Consider the following 24,386-nt stretch of genomic DNA (forward strand, 5'->3'; position numbering starts at 1 on the left):
ACCACCACGGAGCGGGGAATCAGATGTGGTGGGGCGGCTTCTCGTCGAGGAAGCGCGCCAAATCGGCGGCGCTGCCACCGGCCGGGGCCCGCTCGCCCCACCCTCGGTCCGTATCGTCCGCGGACTGCTGGTCCAGCGGATCGTCGAAGATCAGAGCCGGTTTCGGTTTCGGCCGGTCCGGCTGGGAGGGCTTCGAATCGCGCGGGCCGGGGGCAGGGGCGGTGCTCATACATCAAGGGTACGGCGGTGGTCAGCGATCCTTCGGGTCGATCAGCCACAGTCCGAGGACGACGAGGAACGACAGACAGAGGAAGCCGGCGCCCCACCAGGCCGTGCCGCCGGTGTTGCCCTCCATCCAGGCGTCGATGATGACGGTCAGGCCCCAGAGCTGTCCGATGACCACCGTCATGGCGAGAACCAGCCGGGCCGTCAGTTTCGAGGTCCGCTCGGGCTCCTGGTCGGTGCCGGCCCCCGGACCGGGGCCGGTGTGGCGGACTCGGGGGTCGCCGTAACCGCTGGTGGCGCGGATCTGCGGGTAACGCTCGTGGACGGGCCGGTTGAGTTCGGGGCGAGCACTTCCCGGGTGGTACTCCGGGTACCCCGGGTACTCCGAGGGCTCCTGGTTGCGGGGCTGCCGGGCGTCGCTCATGTCCGCCCGCCAGGGGTCTCGGCCTCGGGTGCCTCCGCGCCGCCGCCCTTGACGGCGGGACAGCCGATACGGGAGGCGAGGTCCGGGCGGTCCTCGCTGAGCTGACGGCACAGGCCGCGCTCGATGCTCTCGCCCGAGCGGGTCGTGCCGATCGCCCAGATACTGCCGTCGGCCTGTTCGGTGAGGACCACCTTGGGCAGCGCACGGGGCGGTGGCCCGGCGGTGACCTCACCGGTGCGGGCGTCGAAGACCCCCTCATGACAGGGGCAGTACAGCTCGCCCTCGGAACCGCGGTCCTTGCGCCAGAGCACGGCACAGGCGAGATGGGTGCAGATCGCGGAGTAACCGACGAGGTTGCCGTCGTCCAGCCGGACAGCGACCGCCTTGTCCTCTTCGTCCGGGTAGTGGAAGGCGAGGGACTCGCCGGGAAGGAGCTGGGCGGCGATCCTCTTCGGCGGGGGTGTCCTGGCATCGTCGGGGTCGCCGTGGCGCGGCAGGATTCCGCCCGCCACGCCCAGGCTGCCGATGGCGAGTCCGCCGGAGACGGTCGCCACGATCCGGAGGTAGTCGCGTCGGGTGGTCAGGGAGTCGGCGGCGATCCGGTCGTGCAGGGCTTCGCGCGGATCGCCGGAGAGCGGCTGGTCGGAGGGTGACTGGTCGGTGACGCTCATCGGCGGACGTCCTTCCCGTTGATCTCGACGACGGGAAGGCCGCCCGGCACCGGCCACTGCACCCTGTCGGCGGGAACGACCATGGCCACGCCGGTGCGTACCTCGCTCCGGCCGAAGGTGAAGGTGTCGGCGACCTGGACGCCGGGGCGCTCGGCCTGGAGCTCCTCGACGGTCCCGTAGAACAGCGCTCCGGTCGGGCAGACGGTCGCGCACATGGGGGCGAGGCCGTAGGCGGTGCGGTCGTAGCAGAGGTTGCATTTCATCTGCAGCTTCGCCTGAAGGTCGATCTTCGGGACGCCGAAGGGGCAGGCGTTGACGCAGTTGGCACAACCGATGCAGCGGGTGGTGTCGGCCTGCTGCACCACACCGTCGGCGGTCACCAGGATGGCGTCGGCGGGACACACCTCGGCGCACGGGGCGACCGGGTCCTCGCAGTGCATGCAGACCGTGGGAAGGGAGGCCACCGACTGGCCCTCGTCGGTGTAGTCGAGGTGGATCATCGACTTGCCCCGGTGCGAGTCGCATTCCCGACAGGCCGAGACGCAGGCCTGGCATCCGATGCAGCGCCCCGGGTCGATGAAGATCGTTCTGCCCATCATGCGGCGATCAGCTCCTCTCCGAGGTGCCGCGCCCCTGGGGAGCCGTGGGCGGCAGCGGGTCGGTACGGGAGACCTGGGTCTCCGGGTAGGCGACATGGCCGGGTGCGACGGGAGGTGCGGGGACCTCGTCGATCTTCTCGGCGTGCTCGATACGGCAGGCGCACACCTTGTACTCGGGGATCTTGGAGCGGGGGTCGAGGGCATCGATGGTGAGGGCGTTGGCCGCGGTGGGGACGGGCCAGTGGTACGGGATGAAGACGGTGTCGGGGCGGATCGCCTCGGTGACCAGTGCGGGGAAGACCTCGCTGCCGCGCCGGGTGACGACGCGGACCGGTTCGCCGTTGCGGAAGCCGTGGGAGGGATGGAGCTCGGCCCAGGGACGCGGGGTCTGTTCCACGAGGGCGCCCAGACGGCGGGTCTGGTTGCCGGAGAGGAAGTGGGCGACGGTGCGCCCGGTGGTGAGCGACATGGGGTGCTCGTCGTCGTACGGATCCATCGGCGGGTGCCATTCGACGACCTGTAGATGGATCTTGCCATCCGGGTGGTAGGTCCGGCCGTCCTCGAAGAGCCGAGGGGTGCCGGGGTGGTCGGTGGAGGGGCAGGGCCAGGCGATTCCGCCGGTCTCCTCCAGCCGCTCGTAGGTGATGCCGTAGTAGTCGTTGACGGTGCCGGCGGAGGCGGTCCGCAGTTCGTCGAAGACTGCGCGGGAGTCGGCGAAGGCGAACTTGTCGCCCGTGCCGAGGCGCCGGGCAAGTTCGCACATCACCCAGGTGTCGGTCCGTACGCCGGGCGGCGGGTCCTGTGCCTTGTTGTGCTTGACCACCCGGGCCTCGGCGTTGGCCATCACCCCTTCGTCCTCGGCCCAGGTGGTGACAGGGAAGACGACATGAGCGTTGGCAACGGTCTCGGAAAGGAAGAAGTCGAATTGAGCGTGGAACTCTGTGGCGTCGTAACCCTCCTTGACCACTCTGTAGTTGGGCAGGGAGACGAAGGGGTTGTTGCAGATGCCGATCAGGCCGCGGATCTCGCGGCGCTGCATCTGCCAGACCATTTCCATCATCGAGGTGCCCGCGGGCGGGAGTTCGGATTCCTCGATGCCCCAGATCTCGCAGATCTGCCTGCGGTGCTCCTCGTTCATGATCGAGCGGCCGCCGGGCAGGAGGTCGGACTTCTGCCCGTGCTCACGGCCGCCCTGCCCGTTGCCCTGGCCGGTGATGGTGCCGTAGCCGGCGCCGGGTTTGCCGATGTGGCCGGTGGCGGTGCAGAGGTTGATCACAGTGAGGCAGTTCTCGACGCCCTGCGAGTGGTGCTCGATGCCCCGGGCGTGCCAGGCCATGGCCTTGGGCGCGCGGGCGAAGGCGCGGGCGACCTGGACGATCTGTTCGGCGGGGATGCCGCAGATCTCGGCGGCCCTGGACGGCGGGTACTCGGCGGCCTTGGCCTTCACCTCCTCCCAGCCGGTGGCGTGGGCGGCGAGATAGGCCTCGTCGGTCAGCCCCTCCTCGATGACCACGTTCAGCACGGAGTTGAAGAAGGCCGAATCGGTGCCGGGCTTGAGGGCGACGTGGATGTCAGCGGTCCGCGCGATGGCCGTCTCGCGCGGGTCGACGACGATCAGGCTCGCGCCGCGGTCCCGGGCTCCCCACACGTACTGGGTCATCACGGGGAAGCACTCGCCGACGTTGGAGCCCGCGATCAGCAGGCAGTCAGTGAGCAGGATGTCGGAGAAGGGGTTGCCGGCCCGGTCGATGCCGAAGGCGAGTTTATTGGCGCCCGCAGCACTGACCATGCAGAGCCGGCCGTTGTAGTCGACGTGCCGGGATTTGAGGGCGACCCGGGCGAATTTGCCGACCAGATAGGTCTTTTCGGAGAAGAGGCTGGCGCCGCCGAGGAGCCCGAAGGCGTCGTTCCCGTAGCTCTGCTGGATGCGTTTGATCTCGGCGACGGTGAAGTCGAGCGCCTCGTCCCAGGAGACCTCGCGGAAGTCCTCGTCACGGGAGCGGCGCATCAGCGGGGCGGTGAGCCGGTCGGGGTGGTTGACCTGCTGGTACGCGTTGATTCCCTTGGGGCACAGCCGCATCCGGTTGATGTCGTGGTTGCGGGGTTCGACGCCGAAGACCTTGCCGCCACGGTCGACGCGCAGATACATCCCGCACTGCACCCCGCAGAAGCAGCAGTGGGTGGGGACGAGCGTCTCGCCGTTCTGGTCGGCGTGCCACCGGTCGGCGGGGATACCGCCCGCGTCCCGGAAGGCGCGGGTCCCGGGCGGGGCGAGCGAGGGGTCGAGAGGGACGGCCGTACGGGGGTCGGCCGCACGCGGATCCGCGGTCACTTGAAGCCCTTCTTCACGTGGGAGAGATAGGCACTGCCACGCAGCACCCGCTTGCAGCGCGGGCAGTATTCGGCCCACTCGTCGAAGTCCAGGCTGAGGTCGCGCATGGTGCCGCGGAGGTTCTCGACATAGGGCCCGGTGTCGATGGGCTCCTCGCAGCGACGGCAGCCGAAGACCTCCCGGTCCTGGCGGGCGGTGTATTTGAACAGCTGCATGCCGACCGCGGCCGGGCGCTGGACGATGTGGAAGAACTTCCCGAACGGGATGTAGATGAGGGTGAACACCACCGACACCATGTGGAGGACCGCCAGGAATTCGTATCCGCCGCCGTGCAGGAAGATCGACGAGAAGGTGAGCAGCAGGCCGGTCACGGAAATGACGATGAGAGCGATCAGCGGGACCAGGTCGTAGGCGAAGCGCTGGCCGGTGATGGCGCCACGGTCCTTCATCCGGCGCCACAGGAAGTACGAGGCGCCGGGGATGACGAGCACGGCGGCGATGTCCAGGCCGTGGAACATCAGCCAGCCCAGGAAGTCCAGGGAGTCGAATCCGATGATCTTGAAGCCCCAGATACGCATCTCGTAGCCGGGACCCGAGCCGCTGCCGGAGGTGAAGGTGAACCAGCCCCAGGTCAGCGGGAAGGTGATCAGGGCGGCGAGGACGCAGCCCCAGAAGATCAGCTGATGGGCGGCCCAGCGGGCGTGCGAGCGGGCGCCGAGGAATTTCTGGAAGCCCAGATACGTGGCGATCATCCGGGGCAGCGCGGTGGGGGACTTGCGGAAGTTGGCCACCGAGAAGAAGCTCCGCCACCCCTGCTTGAAGAGCCGCCGGGCGCCGGGCGCGGAGACCCAGACCGTGTAGCGGTAGGCGACGCCGAAGGCGAGAAAGACGGTGGCGACGGCGTACGGAAGAAGGGCGGAGTCGAAGTTCTCCAGCAGCCGGCTGCCGAACACGATCGCGAGGATCAGGAGGGCGGAGACGATGACACCGGCCGCGGTCGCGGTGGCGGTGACAGAGCGGGGCCCGGCGGTCCCGGGGCCAGAGGTCCGGGGACCGGGGCCCGTCGTCCCGGAGCCGGTCGTCCCGGAGCCCGTCGTCCCGGAGTCGGTCGTCCCGGAGTCGGTCGTCCCGGGGCCCGTCGTCCCCGGGTCGGCGGGCGGTGGGGTGCCGGGTGCTCCGGTGGAGCCGGGGCGTGCACCGGGGGCGGGCTGCGCGGCTGCGGCGGAGGCTTCTGGCGGCTCGGTCACCCCGTCACCGTAGGGTCGTACGTGATGGTTGGTCCTGTTATACGGCTCGGCTGGGTGAGCCCGATCGCCCATCCGGGGCATGCCCCGTTCGGCGTGATCGACACCGTCTGGTGTGCTGGCTCCCATGCCCGTAATGACGGCTCGCAGCCGCACCGAGAAACATCGCGCGTCGACCCCGCTGGAACTCTTCTTCGACCTCTGCTTCGTCGTTGCCGTGGCCCAGGCGGGCGCGCGGCTGGTACATGCCGTCGCCGAAGGCCACGCCCTCACCGGAATCGGCAGCTACGCAGCCGTCTTCTTCGCGATCTGGTGGGCCTGGGTCAACTTCAGCTGGTTCGCCTCGGCCTACGACACCGACGACCCGCTGTACCGCGCCGTCACGCTCGTCCAGATCACCGGTGTGCTCATCCTCGCCGCCGGAGTGCCGCGCGCCTTCGACGCGGGCGACTGGACGATCGTCGTCATCGGTTACGTGGTGATGCGGCTCGCGCTGACCAGCCAGTGGCTGCGCGCCGCGCACTGCACCCAGGGCGGGGAGCGGCGCGTCGCGCGGCGGTACGCCGTCGGGATCACGGTGGTGCAGCTGGGCTGGATCGCCATGCTGCTGCTGCCCGCCGACTCGGGCGGAGTCCGTACCGCCGTCTTCGTCGTGCTCGCGCTCGCGGAGATGTCCGTTCCTGCGATCGCCGAGCGCGACCGCTCGACGAGCTGGCATCCGCACCACATCAGTGAGCGCTACGGGTTGTTCACGATCATCGTGCTGGGCGAGACGATCGCGGCGGCCACGGTCGCGGTCCAGGAGGCGGTGGACGAGCACCACGCGTTCGGTGAACTGCTACCGATCGCCGCGGGCGGGCTGCTGATCGTCTTCTCCGCCTGGTGGATCTATTTCGCTGTGCCGATCCATGACTACCTGCGCGGCAGCAGGGAAGCGTTCATCTGGGGATACGGACACTTCCTGATCTTCGGTTCCGCGGCCGCCATCGGTGCGGGCATCGAGGTGGCGGTGGAGCAGGCCGTGGGCAAGGCCCATGTCTCGGACACGGTGGCCGCCGCTGCGGTGACCATTCCCTCCGCGCTCTTCCTACTGACGGTGTGGGCGCTGCACACCCGCCACTTCAAGCGCGACCTCGCGGAGCAACTGCCCCTCCCCGTGGCCGCGCTGGCCATCCTGGCCTGTACGTTCGCCGGCGGGTGGGCGGTGTTCGCGGCCGGTCTGGTGGCCGCGGCGGCCGTGGCCGTGGGAGTGCTGCTGTCCCGGCGGCCCGCCGTGGCCGGGTGAGCGCGACGGACGGCCGGTGACGGCTCACGCAGTGAGGAGCACACAGTGACGGAAGAACCCCGGAAGCCGACGGGCCCCTCCGCCCCGCCGAACACCGCCGGGCCGAATGACGCCGAGCCGAACGACTCCGGGCCGCTCGACGCGCTGACCGATGTCGCGGGGCTGCGCGTCGGCCACGCGCAGGTGCCGGGCGAGGGCGCGCTGAGCGGCACCACTGTCGTCCTCGCCCCCGAGGGCGGTGCGATCGCGGCCGTCGACGTACGCGGTGGCGGTCCCGGCACCCGGGAGACGGACGCGCTCGATCCGTGCAATCTGGTGCAGCGCGTCGATGCCGTCGTCCTGACGGGCGGCAGCGCCTACGGACTGGACGCGGCGTCCGGCGTGATGGCCTGGCTGGAGGAGCAGGGGCGCGGGGTGCGGGTCGGCCCCGATCCGGCGCAGGTGGTGCCGGTGGTCCCCGCCGCCTGCGTCTTCGACCTGGGGCGGGGCGGTGACTGGCGGGCCCGCCCCGACGCCGCGACGGGTCGTGCGGCGGTGGAGGACGCGGCGGCCGCGGAGCCAGGGGCACCGGTGGCCGAGGGGAGCGTGGGCGCCGGTACGGGCGCGGTCGCCGGGCAGCTCAAGGGCGGCGTGGGCACGGCGAGCATGCGGCTGCCTTCCGGGATCACGGTCGGCGCGCTCGTCGTGGTGAACGCGGCGGGCTCGGTGGTCGATCCGCGTACCGGGGTGCTGTACGGGGAGTACGGCGCCGCCGAACCGCCGGTGCACCCGGTGCCCGAGACCCTCCGCGCGGCGGAGCGGCGGCTCGCCGAGGCGTGGGACGCGAACGCACGGCCCCCGCTCAACACCACGCTCGCCGTCGTCGCCACGGACGCCGACCTCACCCGGGCCCAGGCGCAGAAGCTCGCGGGTACGGCGCACGACGGACTGGCGCGCGCCGTCCGCCCCGTACATCTGCTCACCGACGGGGACACCGTTTTCGCGCTGGCCACCGGCGCCCGGCCGCTGGATCCGCAGAATCCGATCGCGCTCAACGAGCTGCTGGCGGCCGGTGCGGACGTGCTCGCGCGTGCCATCGTGAAGGCCGTTCGGGCAGCTCGGAGCGTGGACGGCCGCCCCGGCGGTGGCTGCTACCCCGCGTACAGCGAGCTCTACGGCATACGGCCGCGCCCCTCACGGCCGTCGGCGGGCAGCGGCCCGGAGCCCGACTCGCCCCCCGGGTAAGGAAGTTGGACGAACCATCAGGAACCATCTGCGTGCGCCATACGTTTTCCTGAACCCCGGTCACGATGTCGGACCCAGGGACTACGTTATGCACGCAGCAAGTAACACGCGGCAACGGCCTGGAGACAGCACCTTGAGCGATCCGTACGAGACAACCGAGCAGCACCTCGAGCGACTCCTGCGACGGGCACTCAACTCTTTCGACCTGCCCGACAACACGGTCGAGAGACTCGGTACCGCGCTCGCCCACAGCAGTTCCCTGCACTCCTCGCACCACAGTTCCGTACTCCACCGCGAGACCTACCGGCACACGTATCTGCTGTCCGACGGCACCGCGCTCTCCCTGTGGGAGCTGGTGCACGGAGGTCCGCGGAGCGCGACGGACCCGCGGACCCGTACGGAGCCCGACCTCAGGCACCACGAGCTCTACGACGACGAGGCCGACGCCCATGTCGCCGCCGCCAGGCTGACCGGAAGTTTCGGTGAGGTCCCGGTGTTCGGTGACGACGGGCCGCAGGCCGACCTGGAGATACTCACGGTCCTGATGGCGGCTCCCCCGGCCCCGCTGCCCCGGATGTACGCCCCGGACAACTCCGCCGACCACGCCCGGCGCGTCCTGCGCCGCGCGGAGAACGGCGACGGTCCCGGCGAGGAGACCGCCCGGCTGCTGCGTGCCGCCTTCGCCCACCACATCACCCAGGTCTTCGGCCGACAGTGCCGGGTGGACGGGCGGAACGCCGGATTCACCCTGTACGAGCACGCCTTCCTGCTCCTCGACGGCAGCGAGACGAGCCTGTGGGAGGTCGAGCACACGGCCACGCCGGACGGCCGCCACATGTGCGAGGTGTACGGCGACGAGGACACCGCACGCGGGGCCATGGAGAGTCGTACGCGCATCTGCTGACCCCGGGGCCGGAGCCGGCACAGGAACGCACGCGGACGCGGACGCACAGGTGCCCGCACCCCCAGGGGTGCGGGCACCTGTGTTCCTCCCGACGGAGGTCGATCAGGACGTCAGAGCAGGCTCCTTGGCGACCTCGGAGCCGCCGGCCGTGCCCTCGGCACCCGCCGTGCTCCCGACGCCCGCCGCGTCCACGGCCTCGTCGCCGCCCTCCGCGTGCTGCCGCGGCCGCGCGGGCAGCGCGAACATCACCAGGAAGATCACCGCGAGCACCCCGGCCACCCACCACAGCGAGTCACGGAATGCCTCCGCGAACGCCGGGCCCACCTGCGGCGGCGCCAGCCGGTCGCTGATCGAGCCGAAGAAGACGACCGCGACCAGCCCGAGTCCGAGCGCATTGCCCATCTGCTGCACGGTGTTGATCAGCCCGGAGGCCGACCCGGAGTGCTCCTTCGGCACCTCGGAGAGCACCATGTCCGTCAGCGGCGCCACGATCAGGCCCATGCCGAGGCCCATGACCACCAGCGGCAGGATCATCTGCCAGGACGTGATGCCCATGCCGTAGCGGTCGGACTCCCAGATGTAGATCAGCAGTCCGGCGATCATCAGCAGCGCACCGGCCTGGAGAACCTTGCGGCCGAACCGGGGCACCAGCTTCTGTACGGAGATCCCGGCGGCGAGCGACACGGCGACCGAGAACGGCACACCGGTCGTGCCGGCCCGCAGCGCGCTCCAGCCGAGGCCCATCTGCATGTAGAGCGTCCAGACCAGGAAGAAGATGCCGAGCCCGATACCGAAGGTCAGCTGCACCGCGATGCCCGCCGCGAAGCTCTTGACCCGGAACAGCGACAGCTCGACCAGCGGCGAGCCGTCCTTCCGTGCCTTCGCCCGCTCGAACAGCACCAGGACCAGGAACACCAGCAGGCTGCCGGCCATCGATACGTGGCCCCACAGCGGCCAGCCCAGCTCGCGCCCACGGGTCAGCGGGTAGATCAGCATCAGCATCCCCAGCGTCACCAGGGCGACGCCGACCATGTCGAGCCGGAGCGCCTTCGGGGCCTTGGACTCGGTGATGAACTTCCGGCCGAGGAGCAGGCCCGCGATGCCGACCGGCAGGTTGATCAGGAAGATCGGCCGCCATTCGAGACCGGCGATGTTCCACTCGGTGAGCAGCGCGCCCAGCAGCGGTCCCGAGACGGCGCCGAGGCCGACGATCGCGCCGAAGAGGCCGAAGACCTTGCCGCGCTCGTGCGCCGGGAAGGTGGCGTGCACGATCGACAGCACCTGCGGAACCATCAGCGCGGCGGTGCCGCCCTGCAGGATGCGGGAGGCGACCAGCATCTCCGGGTTCACGGCGAAGCCGCAGAGCGCGGAGGCCACGGTGAAGCCGCCGATACCGATGAGGAACAGCCGCTTGCGGCCGTAGATGTCGCCCAGCCGGCCGCCGGTGATCAGACCGGCCGCGAAGGCCAGGGCATAGCCGGCGGTGATCCACTGGATCGAGCTGAACGAGGCGCCGGTGTCCTCCTGGATGCTCGGGATGGCGATGTTGACGATCGTGACGTCGACCAGGTCCATGAAGGCCGCGGTCATGACGATGGCGAGCGCGAACCAGCGTCGCCGGTCCGACGGGTCCGAGGACACCGTGGGCCCGGCTGCCGTGGACGACAGAGGTGCGGAAGAAGTCATATGAAGAAACTAAACATTCATTAGGTCGGTCCATGACCTAATAGGTGAGCATCCTGGTGAGACGGCGGCCACCCCGGCGGAAGGCCGGGACCATATCCGACAACCCGGCAGAAGGCTGAGCTCATGACCGACACCCCGGCACGACTGCTGAATCTGTTGTCGCTCCTCCAGACGCCCCGCGAGTGGCCGGGCAGCGAACTCGCCGAGCGGCTCGATGTCAGTCCGCGCACCATCCGCCGCGACATCGACCGGCTCCGCGAGCTCGGCTATCCGGTCGAGGCCTCGCGCGGGTCCGTCGGCGGCTACCGGCTCGTCGCGGGCACCGCGATGCCGCCGCTGCTCCTCGACGACGAGGAGGCGGTGGCCATCGCGGTGGGCCTGCGGGCGGGGGCCGGGCACGCCATCGAGGGGGTCGACGAGGCGTCCGTGCGGGCGCTGGCGAAGCTGGAGCAGGTGCTGCCGTCGCGGCTGCGGCACCGGGTCTCGACGCTGCAGAACGCGACGATGCCGCTGACCCGGGGCGACGGCTCGACCATCGACCCGAGGACGCTGACCGTGATGGCGTCGGCGATCACCGGGCAGGAGCGGCTGCGGTTCGCGTACCGCGCGGGCGACGGCGCCGAGACGAAGCGGGAGGCCGAGCCGTACCGGCTGGTGAGCACGGGGTGGCGCTGGTATCTCGTCGCGTACGACCTGGGGCGCGAGGACTGGCGTACGTTCCGGGTCGACCGGGTGAGCGAGCCGTTCGCGACCGGGGCCCGGTTCGCCCCGCGCGAGCTGCCCACGGGTGACGCGGCGGCGTTCCTCGCCGGTTCCATCACCCGGCGGCAGCCGGAACTGGCGGTCGACGTGAGCTTCGCGGCCCCGGCGGATTTCGTGTCCGCGCGGCTGCCGGCCTCGATCGGCCCGTTGGAGCGGACCGGCGAGAACAGTTGCCGACTGCGGGCGGTGCTCGCGGACTCGCTGGAGTGGGTGGCGCTCCGGCTGGCGCTGGTGGACTGCGACTTCACCGCGCACGAGCCGCCGCAGCTGGTGGACTACCTGGGCGATCTGGGCACCCGCCTGACCCGCGCGGCGGCCCACTGACCCCCGGGTCGGACCCGCCATGGAACAGGCCACCGAGCACAGGGCCTCCAGGCACGGAGCCACCGGGCGCAGGACCGCCGGGCCACAAAAGAATGAGCCCCGGCGCCAGGGGGGGGTGGGCGCCGGGACTCAGTTCAGGGGGTCACGCGAAGCGACCTATTTCGGAGGTTACTGGACGAAGGCTCACGCCGCAGCGTCAAAACCCGTGTCGTGGGCCATTCGCTTCAGTTCCAGCAGTGCGTGCTTCTCGATCTGCCGGATCCGCTCACGGGTGAGCCCGTGCTGCTTGCCGACCTCGGTGAGGGTCCGCTCACGGCCGTCCTCGATGCCGTACCTCATACGGATGATGGAGGCAGTGCGGTTGTCGAGCTTGCCGATCAGGTCCTCGAGCTCCTCGCTGCGCAGCAGCGTCATCACCGACTGCTCGGGCGACACCGCGGAGGTGTCCTCCAGCAGATCGCCGAACTGGGTCTCGCCCTCGTCGTCCACGGACATGTTGAGGCTGACCGGGTCGCGGGCCCAGTCCAGCACGTCGCCCACGCGCTCCGGTGTGGAGTCCAGCTCCGCCGCTATCTCCGTGTGCTCCGGCTCGCGACCGTGTTCACGGTTGAACTCGCGCTGCACCCGGCGGATCCGGCCGAGCTCCTCCACCAGGTGGACGGGGAGACGGATCGTACGGGACTGGTCGGCTATGGAACGGGTGATGGCCTGACGGATCCACCACGTCGCGTACGTGGAGAACTTGAAGCCCTTGGCGTAGTCGAACTTCTCGACCGCGCGCACCAGGCCCGCGTTGCCCTCCTGGATCAGGTCGAGCAGGGGCAGCCCGGCCCGCGGATAGCGGCGGGCGACGGCAACGACGAGCCGGAGGTTGGAGCGGATGAATATGTCCTTGGCGCGCTCGCCCTCGGCGACCAGCGCCTCCAGCTCCTCGCGCGTGGCCCCGCCGGCCTCGCTGTCCACCGCGCCGTCGAGTATCTGCCGGGCGTAGACGCCCGTCTCGACGATCTGCGACAGCTCGACCTCCTTGGCGGCGTCGAGCAGTGGCGTACGCGCGATCTCGTCCAGGTACATGCCGACCAGGTCGCGATCGGCGATCTCTCCGCCCGCGGCGCGAACACTGCTTGCCCGGCTGGTCCCACCGGTGGTGGACGAACGACGGGCGACGGCACGGGTTGCCATGCGTGCTCCCTTGCTGAGTAGGTCGCGACACCCTTCCGGGTGCCCTGCATCCGATGGAAACAACGACTGGAATCCGGACAGAATTCCCACGCCTGGCATTCATTTTCGCGATCATGCAGTACCCTGTGCCGCCGCGAGGGGAGGGCGCATGCCGGAGAGTCGGACAGAAGTGCAGGTCAGGCGGGGCGTCGAGGGTGATTTGGTGGCGCTCACGGACATCTACAACCATTACGTGCGTGAGACTGCGCTCACATTCGACACGACCCCCTTCACCCCCGAACAGCGGCTGCCGTGGTTGCGTTCCCACCCTGAAGACGGCCCGCACCGTCTCCTGGTTGCTCAGGATGTCCGGGTTGTCGGCCCCGCTTCGATCCTGGGATACGCCACCAGCAGCGCTTTCCGTCCCAAGGCGGCGTACGCAACCTCGGTCGAGGTGAGCGTGTACTGCGCCCCTTGGGCCACTGGTCGCGGCGTCGGCACGCTTCTCTACACGGCCCTGTTCGAGGCGCTCGCCGACGAGGACCTGCACCGCGCGTACGCGGGCATCACCCAGCCCAACGACGCCTCCGTCCGGCTGCACGAGCGCTTCGGTTTCCGCCATGTCGGTACGTACACCGAGGTGGGCCGGAAGTTCGGCACGTACTGGGACGTGGCCTGGTACGAGAAGCGACTCGGGCCACAGCCCTAGGCCCCCGGCCGGTCCCGGTCCGGGTCCGCGGCCCGATACGCCCCGCCGGCCCCGCACCTAGCGTGCTTCGGTATGGACGACACGAGGAACACGGGCAGCGCGAGGAACACAGGCAGCGCGACGGGCAGGGACGGCGCGGCGAGCGCGGATGAGACCACCGGCGCGGACGACACCACCGGCACGCTCGACGAGGCACTGGAGCGCCTCCACGCCTCGGGCCCCGAACGCAACGGCTGGCTGAGCAATCACGGCCCGATGGCCGTCGAGGCGCTGGTCCGGCACGGTCAGGCACCGGCCGTCCACCGCTGGCTCGACCACTACGGCCGCAAGCTGGAGGACATGCCGGACACCGCGACCCGGGTGACGGCGGAGAACTGGCGCGAGGCCCTCGGCGACCCGCGCCGGATCGCGGACTGGACGCTGTACTTCGAGCGGGAGACCGCCGAGCGCCCCTGGCGGGATGTCCTCACCGAGTGGTGGCCGCGCCTGCTCCCCGGCATCGCGGCGGGCGCCACCCACCCCGTGATCCGGGTCGGCCACTCCGTGCGCACCCTGCTCACCGGCGAGGCGACCGCGCCCCGGATCACCGAACTCGCCCACGGCCTCGGCTACTGGGCCGCCCGCCACCAGTCGCTGCCCCCGCTGGCCCCTCTCGCGCCCGCGCCCACCGCCGCGGCCGCGCTGGCCGCCGTACCGCCGGTACCCGAGCAGAGCGGCGGCATCCGGGACCGGCTGGCGCAGCTCACCGCGTTCCCGGTGTGGCCGCAGCGGTTCACCGACGACCCGGACGAGGCGCGGGCCCGGCTGGCGGAGCTGGTGCGGGCCGCGACTCATCGGTTCGCCACCCATGGGCACGGCGAACCGATCATGCTGGTGCACGCCGCGACCGCGCCCAATGCCGTGCTGCGCACCCTGCCCGCGCTCCCCCGCGCGCTGTGGGTGCCGAGCCTGGGGGCCGCGTGGGCGGCGAGCGCCGCGGTCACCGCCGCGTACAGCCCGGCCGAGGCCGCCCCGTACACACCGGTGACCGCGTCCGCCGACGAGCTGTTCGCGCGGGCGGCGGCGCACGGCGACGATCACACGATCAAGTTCACGGACACCGCGCTGGACGTCGGCGACGCGACGGCCCTCGCCGCCGCGCTCCGCTCGATCGAACTGAACCCGCCGGCCCTGTGACCGACGCCGGAACGGGGACCGGGCTCAGCCGAACTGCACCGACCGCTTCGCGAGCCCCATCCAGAACCCGTCGATGACGCTGCGGCCCCGGTCCAGCTCGCCCTCCGAGGCGCCGAGCGTCACGAAGAGCGGCGCGAAGTGCTCGGTGCGCGGGTGGGCCAGCCGGCCGGCCGGGGACTTGTGCTCGAAGTCCAGCAGCGCGTCGATGTCCTGCGCCTGGAGCGCCCGGTTCCCCCAGTCGTCGAACTCCGCCGACCAGCCGGGGGTGCCGCCGCCCACATGCCGCAGGGCGGCCAGGTTGTGGGTGAAGAAGCCGCTGCCGACGATCAGGACGCCCTCGTCGCGCAGCGGCGCGAGCTTGCGCCCGATGTCCATGAGCTTCTGCGGGTCCAGCGTCGGCATGGAGATCTGGAGTACGGGGATGTCGGCGCCCGGGAACATCTCCACGAGCGGGACGTAGGCCCCGTGGTCGAGCCCGCGGTCCGGGATGTCCTGGACCGGCGTACCGGCGCCGCGCAGCAGCTTGCGTACGTTCTCCGCCAGCGCCGGGGCGCCCGGGGCGGCGTACTGCACCTGGTAGTAGTGCTCGGGGAAGCCCCAGAAGTCGTAGACGAGCGGGACCGTCTCCGTGGCCCCGAGGGCCAGCGGGGCCTCCTCCCAGTGCGCGGAGACCATCAGGATGGCGCGGGGGCGGGGCAGCCCTGCGGACCAGGCGGCCAGTTCGCCGGGCCAGACCGGGTCGTCGGCCAGCGGCGGGGCGCCGTGGGAGAGGTAGAGGGCGGGCATGCGCTCCGCGGTGACTGTCATGGCACTCCCCATCCGCTGCTGATCCGGGTAAGTCTTCTACAGGCGTCTTTTTGAGAAGGAAGGATTCTTTAATCTTCAAGCTTCCCTTCTCCGGAGACCTTAGCTCTATCTAGTTCAACTTTCAAGAAAAGGTCGTACAGTGGAGTACATGACCACGGCATCCACCGGTGAGCCGCGCTGGCTCTCCGACGAAGAGCAGAGCGTCTGGCGCGCGTACCTCCACGCCACCACGCTCATGGAGGACCACCTGGACCGCCAGTTGCAGCGCGACGCCGGCATGCCGCACATCTATTACGGTCTGCTCGTCCAGCTCTCCCAGGCCCCCCGCCGCCAGAAGCGGATGACGGAACTGGCCAAGGACGCCAAGATCACCCGCTCGCGGCTCTCGCACGCCGTCGCGCGGCTGGAGAAGAGCGGGTGGGTGCGCCGCGAGGACTGCCCGTCCGACAAGCGCGGCCAGAACGCGGTCCTCACCGACGACGGCTTCGAGATGCTGCGCCGGTCCGCGCCGGGCCATGTCGACGCCGTACGCCAGGCGATGTTCGACCGGCTCACGCCCGAGCAGGTGCGCTCGCTGGGCGAGATCATGCAGGTCGTCGCCACCGGACTACAGCCGGAGGGCACGGACGCGGACCTGCCCTGGCTGCGCTGAGCCGCACACCTGCCGACACGACTGTGCCCCGGTTTCCGCCGAACGGAAACCGGGGCACAGCTGCGTCACACGTCACGCGTCGGCGCTCAGTGGGCGACGACCGGGACCTTGAACTCGTCCTCGACACCGTCGGCGTCACCCGAACCGGAGCCTCCGGTCGCCGGGCCCGCCGAAGGACGCCCGGCGTTGATGAAGGTCACCGCGATCGCGGAGGCCACCACCAGGATGCCGACGGCCCACCAGATCGCGCCGGTGAAGCCGTGCACCATCGACTGGAGCTTCAGCAGCTCCGGGTTCCTGGCGCCGAGTGCGGCATGCGAGGCGGTGTACGCCGTCGCGGCCGACGCGGCGATGGTGTTCAGCAGCGCCGTACCGATCGCACCGCCCACCTGCTGCGAGGTGTTGACCATCGCGGACGCGACACCCGAGTCCCTGGGCTCGACACCGTGCGTGGCCAGCGACATGGCCGGCATGAACGCCGTACCCATGCCCAGACCCAGCAGCAGCTGCGCGGGCAGGATGAGCCCGACGTAGGAGGAGCCGATCTCCAGCTGCGTCAGCAGCAGCATGCCGACGGCGGCGGTCAGGAAGCCGGGACCCATGAGCTTGCGCGCCGGGACCCGGGTCATCAGCCGGGCACCGATCTGCGTCGACCCCGTGATCATGCCCGCGATCATCGGGAGGAAGGCGAAGCCGGTCCTGATCGGCGAGTAGCCCTTCACGACCTGCAGGTAGTACGTCAGGAAGAGGAACAGCCCGAACATCGCGATGATGGCCAGACCCAGCGAGAGGTAGACACCACCGCGGTTGCGGTCCAGCAGGACGCGCAGCGGCAGCAGCGGCGACTTGACCCGGGCCTCGGTCAGGACGAAGGAGAGCAGCAGCACACCGGACGCGACGAACATGCCGATGGTCAGCTCGTCCGACCAGCCCGCGGACTCGGCGCGGGTGAACCCGTACACCAGCGAGACCAGACCCAGCGCGGACAGGACGACACCCGGGACGTCGAGCGACGAGCGGTTGCGGCTGCCGGCCGGCTCACGGATCACGAAGTACGCGCCCGCGGCCGCGATGATGGCGAACGGGATGTTGACGAAGAACGTCCAGCGCCAGTTCAGCACCTGGGTCAGGAAGCCGCCGAGGATCAGACCGACGGCGCCGCCGCCACCGGCGATCGCACCGTAGATGCCGAACGCCTTGGCGCGCTCCTTGGCATCGGTGAACATCACGGCGAGCAGCGACAGAGCCGCCGGGGCGAGCAACGCGCCGAAGACGCCCTGGAGCGCGCGGGAGCCGAAGAGCATGCCCTGGTTCTGCGCCGCGCCACCGAGCGCGGAGGCCAGCGCGAAGCCGATCAGGCCGACGACAAAGGTCCGCTTACGGCCCCAGAGGTCCGCGATCCGGCCGCCGAAGAGGAGCAGCCCGCCGAAGGCGAGGGCGTACGCCGTGATGACCCACTGCTTGTTGGCATCGGAAATACCCAGGGCCGTCTGGGCGTGCGGCAGCGCGATGTTCACGATCGTGGCATCGAGAACGACCATCAGCTGCGCGAGGGCGATGAACGCCAGCGCTTTCCAGCGACTGGGGTCCGGGAGTGGGAGATCGGCTGTTTTTGACATGGGGGTATCCACCTAAGGACGCGCATGCACGCGAGGAGTCGTGAACCGAGGAGTCGTGAACCGAGATGTCGGTGAAAGGGCGGGCGGTGAACGGGCGGACAGTGAAAGGGCGGACGGTGAAAGGGATGGTCAAGGCGTGGCGGGCGCGCCACCGGGCCCCTGGTTCAGGAGCCCGGCGCGAATGTCATGGCCGACGCCGCAGATCCTCCAAGGTCGCCGCCGTTCCCGGCAATTCGGACCGGGCCGGAGCCTCCAGTCCGTCCAGGAACAGCTGTAGATGACGGTGGGTGAACCGGTCGATGTCCAGGCAGCCGATGCCGGGCAGCGGCCGGGTGAGCTGGGAGAGGGCGACGAGTACGTCACCGACGGCGATGTCGGTACGCAGCCGCCCCGCGGACATGGCGCGCGACACGAGCCCCTCGACTGCCTCTTCGAGGCGTCGGCGCTCGGCGAGCAATTCGGGATGGTCCTTGTCGAAGCCGCCGGACAGCATCGGGCACAACGCCCCGATCCGCTCGTCGGCCGCCGCGTGCACGAAGCGGCTGAGGGCGGCGAAGGGATCGGCTTCTTCGGCCGCTGCCTCCTGTGCACGTTCGGTGGTCCGGGAGGTGACCGCGAGCACGACCTCGTGCGTCAGCGCGGCCCGGTCGGGGAAGTTCCGGTAGAGCGTGGCATTGCCGACACCGGCGCGCCTGGCGACCTCGTCGAGCGGCACATCGGGCCCGAACTCGACGAACATCTCGCGCGCGGCCGTCACGATCCGCTCCCGGTTGCGCAGCGCATCGGCCCGCGGACGGGGCGCCCGGGGCTGCGTCGCTCCGGTAGCGGTGCGGCTGACGGTGTCCACGACGGCTGTCTCCCTTTCCACTTCCACTACGACCGCAAGGGCCTTCGACCGCGAGGGCCGCCGACCGCAAGGGTCTTCGTTCTCCATGGTGACCCCTTGGCGCCCCCTTCCCGTAACCGGGGACCGCCTCCCCGTTTCGCGGGGACACGGATGCAAACGGGGAAAGGCTCCCCGGTTATTTCCCCACACCATGTGACCCGAGTCACATATCTGGACCGGAGAACCAGCCGAACGGCGCACCCAACGAGCGGCACCGCACCACCCGCAAGAGGCTGATCCGCAGAGCGCAGTCGGGGTCGGCCGACTGCCGCGGACCCCGAGGCGCCTGTATGCAAAAGCCCCGCCACCGGATACGCAACCACCGCCACCCGATCGCTCTCGCCTCCGCAACAGCCCTGGTCATCGCCGCAATGGCCACGGCCAGCAGCACTCTTCCGATAGCCGGCCGGGCTTCGGCCGGCCCGGTGGCCACCGCCCGTTCCGCAGGCATAGCCCCGTGCCGGATACCGGCGACCATGGGCGTACAGATGTCCGAAGGCATGCCGACACCGGAGGGCTACGCCCGCTCCACGGGCAGGGTCCGCGCCCTCAACCTGATGATCGATTTCCCGGACGCACCGGGCGCCGGCCAGGCAATGGACCGGTACGCAGAATTCTTCCCGCAGACCACCGACTGGTTCCGGACCGGATCGTACGGACGGCTCACATACGTCCCCGACGCCCCCCTGAAGTCCTGGCTGCGGATGCCACTGCCGTTCTCGGAGTACGGGATGGACCGCGGCTCACCGTACGAACCGGGCTACCGCCACCTCGTCGAGGACATCGTCACCGCCGCCGATCCGAAGGTGGACTTCGCTGCGTACGACCTGGTCAACGTCCTGGTCACCCCGAACGCCGGCCCCTCGGCCCTGGACACCGTCCTGTCCGTGACCTTCTCCGGCAACGACGACGCCCCGCGGGCGGACGGCGTCCCGCTCGCCAACACGTCCTTCATCTACAGCCGCCAGGACGACGGCTCGGGATCGTTCAAACAGACCGGATACCGCGTCCTGCCGCACGAGAACGGCCATGTCTTCGGCCTCCCCGACCTCTACACGATGGAGGGCGGCGGCTCGGTCGGGCACTGGGACATCATGTCCGAGGACTGGGGGGCCGACAACGACCTGCTGGGCTGGCACAAGTGGAAGCTCGGCTGGCTGGACAACAGCCAGATCAGCTGCGCCGCGCGGTCCGGCAGCAGCGAGCACGTACTCGGACCGCTGGCCACCCGGGGCGGCACCAAGCTGGCATTCATACCGCTGAGCAGCGAGTCCGGCTACGCGGTGGAGGTGCGGACCAAGGCCGGCAACGACCATGCGGTCTGCAAGCCGGGCGTACTGATCTACAAGGTGAGCTCAGACATCGACACCGGACAGGGCCCGGTGTCCGTCGCGGACAGCACCAAGGGCAGCACCGGCTGCACCCGGCTGCCCAATGTGCACACCGAACTGTCCGACGCCCCCTTCCAGCCCGGCAAGACCTTCACCGACCGGACCAACGGGATACGCATAACCGTGGTCGACAAGGACAAGAAGGGAAACTACCGAGTCCGCATAACCCGCCCGTGACGACACGGCCTCCCATGACGACATGGCTGCCCTTGACGACGTGCCCCGCCCTCGCCGACACGCCCCGCCCCCTGGCACCGCCCCCGACCGCACCGCTCATTCACCTTCATTCACCTCATTCGCCTCACTCGCCCCGGAGCTCCGCCTCGACGGGCCCGCGCAGCTCGCGCTTGAGGATCTTCCCGGTCGGATTCCGGGGCAACGGCTCGTCCCGTACGAGCACATGGGCCGGAACCTTGAACGCGGCCAGGCGGCGCCCGACATGCGCCCTCAGCTCCTCGACGGTGGCGGTGGCACCGGCCCGCAGCCGCACGACCGCGGCGACCTCCTCGCCCAGGACCGGGTGCGCCACCCCCAGCACCGCCGCGTCCTCGACGTCCGGGTGGTCGTGCAACACGGCCTCGACCTCGACGCAGTACACGTTCTCCCCGCCGCGGATCACCATGTCCTTGATCCGGTCGACGACGCTGACCCGCCCCTCCCGCACCACGGCGAGATCACCGGTCCGGAGCCACCCGTCGGTGAACGCCCGAGCGGTCGCCGCCTCGTCGCGCCAGTAGCCGCGGACCAGGGACTGGCCGCGCAGCCACAGCTCCCCGACCTCGCCCTCGGGCAGCGTCTCGCCCGCGGGCCCGGCGATCCGCACCTCGGTGGTGGGGGTCGGACGGCCGACGCTGCCCGGGTGGAGCCGGTACTCGGCACCGAAGTTCGCCAGGACACCACCGCTGGTCTCGGTGAGGCCGTAGCCGTTGCGGGGTTCGACGCGGTCGCCGTGCCGGGCGGTCAGCCGGGCGACCAGATCGGGCGGTGCGGCGGCCCCGCCGGTGTTCAGCATCTGCAGGCTCTCCAGGCCGTCGCCCGCCTGCTCGGCCGCGGCGAGCAGCTGGAGCGCGGTCGCCGGGACACCGGCGTAGTGGGTGACGCCGTGCTCACGGATCAGCCGCAACGCCTCCTCGGCGTCCCACTTCCGCATCAGGACGATGGTGCCGCCCGCCGCCATCGCCGCGTAGAAGCCGGTGAACGCGGCGACATGGAAGAACGGGAACGTCAGCAGCGACACCGGGGCGGGCCCCTGCCCCGGGATGATCCCGCGGCCGAGCGCGGAGGCGGCCGCGTGGAACCGCGGGTTGAGCACCGCCCCCACCTGGGCGAGATGGGTGGCGACCGCGCCCTTGGGCCGGCCGGTGGTGCCGGAGGTATAGATGATCGTCGCGTCGTCCTCGGGCCGGATCTCGACCTCGGGGGGCGCGGCGAGCGGATCGGGTGCGGGCAGGTCCTCGTACCGCTCGACACCGTCCGGGACCGTCTTCTCCCCGTGGAAAACGACCACGCGCGCCCCGTTCTCCGCCGCCCACCCGGCGACCCTGGGCAGCCGCTCGCCGTCCACCAGGAGCACCCGCGGCCCGGAGTCGTCCAGCGCGTAGGCGAACTCGTCCTCGGTCCACCATGCGTTGAGCGGTACGGCGACCAGACCGGCCAGCTGCGCCGCCCAGAAGGCGATCTGCCACTCGGGGTGGTTGCGCATCGCGATGACGGCCCGGTCACCCCGGCGGAGCCCGTACGCCCCGGTCATCCGGCATGCCAGCGCGGACGCGGCGGCGAAGAACTCGGCGTACGAGTAGCTGCGCTCCCCCGAGATCAGGAAGGGCCGGTCCCCGAAGGCCCAGGTGGTCTCCACGAACTCCCGGAGCGTCCTGGGCCCGTCCGCGTACACGAGCGATCCGGCGTGCACCCCGTCCTCCACCCGCACCACGGCGAACGGGGCTCCCGGCCCGGTCAGTGCGGCTTCGATACGCCTGGCGGCCTCCGCAGCAGCCGCGACGGCCTCCGGGTCGGGGGCGGCGGGGATCGGGTCGGTGTGCGGCACGAACGACCTCTCTCAGCGTCTAAGCGCTTGCTCAGTACATTCGCGACGCTATGCCCGCACCCGCCCCCCGTCAAGACACCCGCAGGCCCCCCGTCGGTCACCTCAGCGCGCGGCCGGAGAACCGGCCCGCGCGGCGGCGACAAGGTCCTCCAAGCGGCCTTCACCAAGCGCCCCGGACACCGTCGCGGCGATCCGGCCACGCGCGTCCACGACGAGGGTGACGGGCAACCCCTGAGTGGTCAGCAGCCCCTTGGGCAGCGCGAAGAGCTGCTTCCCGCCGGGGTCGAGGATGCTGGGGTAGGGCATGTGGAACTCACGGGCGAAGGCACGTGCCGCATTGGCGGAGCCGTCCCGGTTCACCCCCAGGACAACGACGCCCTGGTCCTTCATCTTCCGGTGGTAGTCCACCAGGACCGGGGTTTCCTTACGACAGGGCTCACACCAGGAGGCCCACGCGTTGACCACGACGGTCTTCCCCGCGTAGTCGGAGAGACGGACCGGCCTCCCGTCGGCATCGATTCCGGTGAAGTCCGGCGCAGCGGGACGGTGCGCGCTCTCTATCGTCAGCGTGCCGCCCTTGCCGCGGTGGTAGCCCGCGGGAGTACCCGGACTGCCTCCGATCATGATCGCGCCAATGAGGGCGACGGCGCAGGCAACGGCGGCCAGGAAGGGAACATAGGGGCGTTTCATGGGGGGTCCTTCGGGGGCGGCGGCGGTCAGGCGCCACCCGATGTCCGGGCCGGGGAATTCCGAACCCGCGGCACGCCCTCACACCCCGGTCGCCCGTGTAGCGACGCCCGGCATCCCGAGGAAGATCAGGATCCGCGGTGCGGTGCGGTGCGGACGCGACATGCGGGCATACGGAAACACCCCCGTGCATGTTGAACAACGGTTCTTGCTGGTCAGTCAGAACGGTACGCCCACCCCCAACTGCCCCCACGAACAGCCCCCTTACGGACACTCCCCCACGCCCACCTCCCCAATGCACGCCACCTGCCCAAAGGCCGACCACCCAGCCCGACACAATGCGATACGCCCTCGCGAAGGGCACCAGGATCCACGCCGAGCAAGCGCACGACCGGTCGCGATCAATGGGGGGCGCCCTTCGCAAGCCCTATCCGCTAGGCTGTCAGCGCCGCCTTCGTAGCTCAGGGGATAGAGCACCGCTCTCCTAAAGCGGGTGTCGCAGGTTCGAATCCTGCCGGGGGCACAACGCGTTACCGCTCTGACCTGGGGTTTCTCCCCCAGGGAGGGGCTCTACTCGGCCTCGGACTCCTCGTCCGGGGCCGTTTGCGTGAGCGGTGCGTGAGCGGACGGGGAAGCGCCTTCCCCAATCCGCCCCCACGGATCAGCACCGTCCGGCACGGAGACGTCGGCCTCTGCAGGCTCGGCGCCCACCCCGGGCCGGGCATCCTCGGCGGTGGTGCGCGCTCGCGGCACGAGCCGCGCTGCGGCCTCCGCGATCGCCAGATCCGCCTCGGGGAGCAGGCTCGTGTACGTGTCCGACGTGATGGTGATCGAGGAGTGGCCGAGCATCTCCTGGATGTCCTTCGCAATCGAGCCGCAACATGCCGACTTCGCGCTGTCGGCCTCCGGAACCTTCCTCGCCCACCCCCGCCAGCTCACCGTGGCCACGGTCTTCGCACTCTCCGCCCGTCGCTGGAAGACGCCTACAGCACGGAACCGGCGGCCTCCCGCCTGCGCGATCAGAAAGGTCCCGCTGCTCTGGCCCTGCTCGCCGCGACCCGCCCTGCTACAAACCCGGCCACCAGTCCAGGCTGATCTACCGGCCTCGCCGGGATGACGGCCGGCGTGACGGGCGCAAGAGCTTCTCCTGGCGCGACTATCGGGACCTGCTGACCGCAGCCCACCAGCAACTCAACGGCCCGATCGTGCTCATCTGGGACAACCTCAACGTGCACAAGGCCCCCAGCCTGCGGCGGTTCGCCCAGCCCCGGGACTGGTTGACCGTCTACTATGCGCCGCCCTATGCACCCGACCTCAACCCCGTCGAAGGGATCTAGTCACTCCTGCGACGCGGCTGGCTCTCCAACGTCGCCTTCAGCACCCCCGACGTCCGGCGCGGCCCACGGCACATCCAGTACCGCAGCCGCCTCATAGACGGCTGCCCCACCGAGACCTGCCTGACCATCCGACCCACCTGAGCAACGACACGACGTCACGAGTTCAACCTCAGTTGACAGCCCGCGTGTGCGAATTGGTCGGAGAAGCACGAGGAAGTCCCGGTGCCCATGCCCATA

The 24,386-nt window shown here is 70.2% G+C and carries 21 protein-coding genes, 1 tRNA gene and 2 pseudogenes; 10 read left to right on the forward strand and 14 right to left on the reverse strand.

The window, feature by feature from the left end; genetic code table 11:
* Positions 1-19: 19 nt before the first annotated feature.
* The 6 genes from OG978_RS17235 to OG978_RS17260 are packed head-to-tail and all read right to left on the reverse strand — an operon-like array spanning position 20 to position 5,498.
* The gene (locus OG978_RS17235) at positions 20-229 is read right to left on the reverse strand and encodes a hypothetical protein (RefSeq protein ID WP_326766087.1); all 210 of its coding nucleotides are present in this window, start codon (positions 227-229) and stop codon (positions 20-22) included.
* A gap of 21 nt (positions 230-250) precedes the next feature.
* Positions 251-649 (reverse strand): hypothetical protein, encoded by a 399-nt coding sequence (locus OG978_RS17240; RefSeq protein ID WP_326766088.1) that lies wholly within the window; start codon positions 647-649, stop codon positions 251-253.
* Positions 646-1,320, reverse strand: a complete 675-nt coding sequence (locus tag OG978_RS17245; protein ID WP_326766089.1) for a QcrA and Rieske domain-containing protein — start codon at positions 1,318-1,320, stop codon at positions 646-648. The genes OG978_RS17240 and OG978_RS17245 overlap by 4 nt, the downstream gene beginning before the upstream one ends.
* On the reverse strand, positions 1,317-1,919 hold the full coding sequence (locus OG978_RS17250) for a 4Fe-4S dicluster domain-containing protein (RefSeq protein WP_326766090.1): 603 nt from the start codon (positions 1,917-1,919) through the stop codon (positions 1,317-1,319). Before OG978_RS17250 ends, OG978_RS17245 begins: the two co-directional genes overlap by 4 nt.
* 7 nt (positions 1,920-1,926) lie before the next feature.
* Positions 1,927-4,251 carry a molybdopterin oxidoreductase family protein gene (locus OG978_RS17255; RefSeq protein WP_326766091.1) on the reverse strand — a complete coding sequence of 775 codons (2,325 nt, stop codon included), beginning with the start codon at positions 4,249-4,251 and terminating at the stop codon, positions 1,927-1,929.
* Entirely contained in the window at positions 4,248-5,498 is a 1,251-nt protein-coding gene (locus OG978_RS17260; protein ID WP_442817700.1) for an MFS transporter, read from the reverse strand. The genes OG978_RS17255 and OG978_RS17260 overlap by 4 nt, the downstream gene beginning before the upstream one ends.
* A 133-nt stretch (positions 5,499-5,631) precedes the next feature.
* Here OG978_RS17260 and OG978_RS17265 point away from each other — a divergent pair, with 133 nt between their 5' ends.
* The 3 genes from OG978_RS17265 (at position 5,632) to OG978_RS17275 (ending at position 8,908) form a co-directional block, all read left to right on the forward strand.
* Positions 5,632-6,780 carry a low temperature requirement protein A gene (locus OG978_RS17265; RefSeq protein ID WP_442817701.1) on the forward strand — a complete coding sequence of 383 codons (1,149 nt, stop codon included), beginning with the start codon at positions 5,632-5,634 and terminating at the stop codon, positions 6,778-6,780.
* Between the two features lie 45 nt (positions 6,781-6,825).
* The gene (locus OG978_RS17270) at positions 6,826-8,004 is read left to right on the forward strand and encodes a P1 family peptidase (RefSeq protein ID WP_442817702.1); all 1,179 of its coding nucleotides are present in this window, start codon (positions 6,826-6,828) and stop codon (positions 8,002-8,004) included.
* A gap of 133 nt (positions 8,005-8,137) precedes the next feature.
* Positions 8,138-8,908 (forward strand): DUF6227 family protein, encoded by a 771-nt coding sequence (locus OG978_RS17275; protein ID WP_326766093.1) that lies wholly within the window; start codon positions 8,138-8,140, stop codon positions 8,906-8,908.
* Between the two features lie 102 nt (positions 8,909-9,010).
* Here OG978_RS17275 and OG978_RS17280 read toward each other — a convergent pair whose 3' ends face one another.
* On the reverse strand, positions 9,011-10,594 hold the full coding sequence (locus OG978_RS17280) for an MFS transporter (protein WP_326766094.1): 1,584 nt from the start codon (positions 10,592-10,594) through the stop codon (positions 9,011-9,013).
* Between the two features lie 123 nt (positions 10,595-10,717).
* Here OG978_RS17280 and OG978_RS17285 point away from each other — a divergent pair, with 123 nt between their 5' ends.
* Positions 10,718-11,680, forward strand: a complete 963-nt coding sequence (locus tag OG978_RS17285; RefSeq protein ID WP_326766095.1) for a helix-turn-helix transcriptional regulator — start codon at positions 10,718-10,720, stop codon at positions 11,678-11,680.
* 183 nt (positions 11,681-11,863) lie between these two features.
* Here the strand turns inward: OG978_RS17285 and OG978_RS17290 are convergent, their stop codons facing one another.
* The gene (locus OG978_RS17290; protein WP_326766096.1) at positions 11,864-12,862 is read right to left on the reverse strand and encodes a sigma-70 family RNA polymerase sigma factor; all 999 of its coding nucleotides are present in this window, start codon (positions 12,860-12,862) and stop codon (positions 11,864-11,866) included.
* 148 nt (positions 12,863-13,010) lie between these two features.
* Between OG978_RS17290 and OG978_RS17295 the strand changes: the two genes are divergently transcribed.
* On the forward strand, positions 13,011-13,550 hold the full coding sequence (locus OG978_RS17295; protein WP_326766097.1) for a GNAT family N-acetyltransferase: 540 nt from the start codon (positions 13,011-13,013) through the stop codon (positions 13,548-13,550).
* Between the two features lie 72 nt (positions 13,551-13,622).
* The gene (locus tag OG978_RS17300; RefSeq protein ID WP_326766098.1) at positions 13,623-14,726 is read left to right on the forward strand and encodes a questin oxidase family protein; all 1,104 of its coding nucleotides are present in this window, start codon (positions 13,623-13,625) and stop codon (positions 14,724-14,726) included.
* A 24-nt stretch (positions 14,727-14,750) separates the two neighbouring features.
* On the opposite strand, the gene OG978_RS17305 is transcribed toward OG978_RS17300, so the two are convergent.
* Positions 14,751-15,533, reverse strand: coding sequence for a dioxygenase family protein (locus OG978_RS17305; RefSeq protein WP_326766099.1), 783 nt, complete (start codon positions 15,531-15,533; stop codon positions 14,751-14,753).
* 139 nt (positions 15,534-15,672) lie between these two features.
* Between OG978_RS17305 and OG978_RS17310 the strand changes: the two genes are divergently transcribed.
* Positions 15,673-16,185, forward strand: a complete 513-nt coding sequence (locus tag OG978_RS17310; RefSeq protein ID WP_326766100.1) for a MarR family winged helix-turn-helix transcriptional regulator — start codon at positions 15,673-15,675, stop codon at positions 16,183-16,185.
* Positions 16,186-16,271: 86 nt separating this feature from the next.
* Here OG978_RS17310 and OG978_RS17315 read toward each other — a convergent pair whose 3' ends face one another.
* Complete coding sequence (locus tag OG978_RS17315; RefSeq protein WP_326766101.1) at positions 16,272-17,804, reverse strand: MFS transporter; 1,533 nt, start codon at positions 17,802-17,804, stop codon at positions 16,272-16,274.
* Positions 17,805-17,988: 184 nt separating this feature from the next.
* Positions 17,989-18,651: a TetR/AcrR family transcriptional regulator gene (locus OG978_RS17320; protein WP_326766102.1), complete on the reverse strand. Its 663-nt coding sequence runs from the start codon at positions 18,649-18,651 to the stop codon at positions 17,989-17,991.
* 329 nt (positions 18,652-18,980) lie between these two features.
* Between OG978_RS17320 and OG978_RS17325 the strand changes: the two genes are divergently transcribed.
* A complete protein-coding gene (locus tag OG978_RS17325) occupies positions 18,981-20,258 on the forward strand; it encodes a M6 family metalloprotease domain-containing protein (RefSeq protein ID WP_326766103.1) in 1,278 nt (425 codons plus the stop codon).
* A gap of 124 nt (positions 20,259-20,382) precedes the next feature.
* On the opposite strand, the gene OG978_RS17330 is transcribed toward OG978_RS17325, so the two are convergent.
* The gene (locus tag OG978_RS17330) at positions 20,383-22,125 is read right to left on the reverse strand and encodes a class I adenylate-forming enzyme family protein (protein WP_326766104.1); all 1,743 of its coding nucleotides are present in this window, start codon (positions 22,123-22,125) and stop codon (positions 20,383-20,385) included.
* Positions 22,126-22,227: 102 nt separating this feature from the next.
* Positions 22,228-22,815, reverse strand: coding sequence for a TlpA family protein disulfide reductase (locus OG978_RS17335; protein ID WP_326766105.1), 588 nt, complete (start codon positions 22,813-22,815; stop codon positions 22,228-22,230).
* Positions 22,816-23,262: 447 nt separating this feature from the next.
* Between OG978_RS17335 and OG978_RS17340 the strand changes: the two genes are divergently transcribed.
* Positions 23,263-23,335 (forward strand) — tRNA-Arg (locus OG978_RS17340).
* A 47-nt stretch (positions 23,336-23,382) separates the two neighbouring features.
* Here the strand turns inward: OG978_RS17340 and OG978_RS17345 are convergent.
* Positions 23,383-23,670 (reverse strand): annotated as a pseudogene (locus OG978_RS17345) (site-specific integrase); the annotation flags it as partial.
* Positions 23,671-23,876: 206 nt separating this feature from the next.
* On the opposite strand from OG978_RS17345, the pseudogene OG978_RS17350 reads away from it, so the two are divergent.
* Positions 23,877-24,290: pseudogene (locus OG978_RS17350) on the forward strand (transposase); the annotation flags it as partial.
* Positions 24,291-24,386 lie beyond the last annotated feature (96 nt).

It is taken from the genome of Streptomyces sp. NBC_01591 (genome assembly GCF_035918155.1).
Lineage (GTDB): Bacteria > Actinomycetota > Actinomycetes > Streptomycetales > Streptomycetaceae > Streptomyces.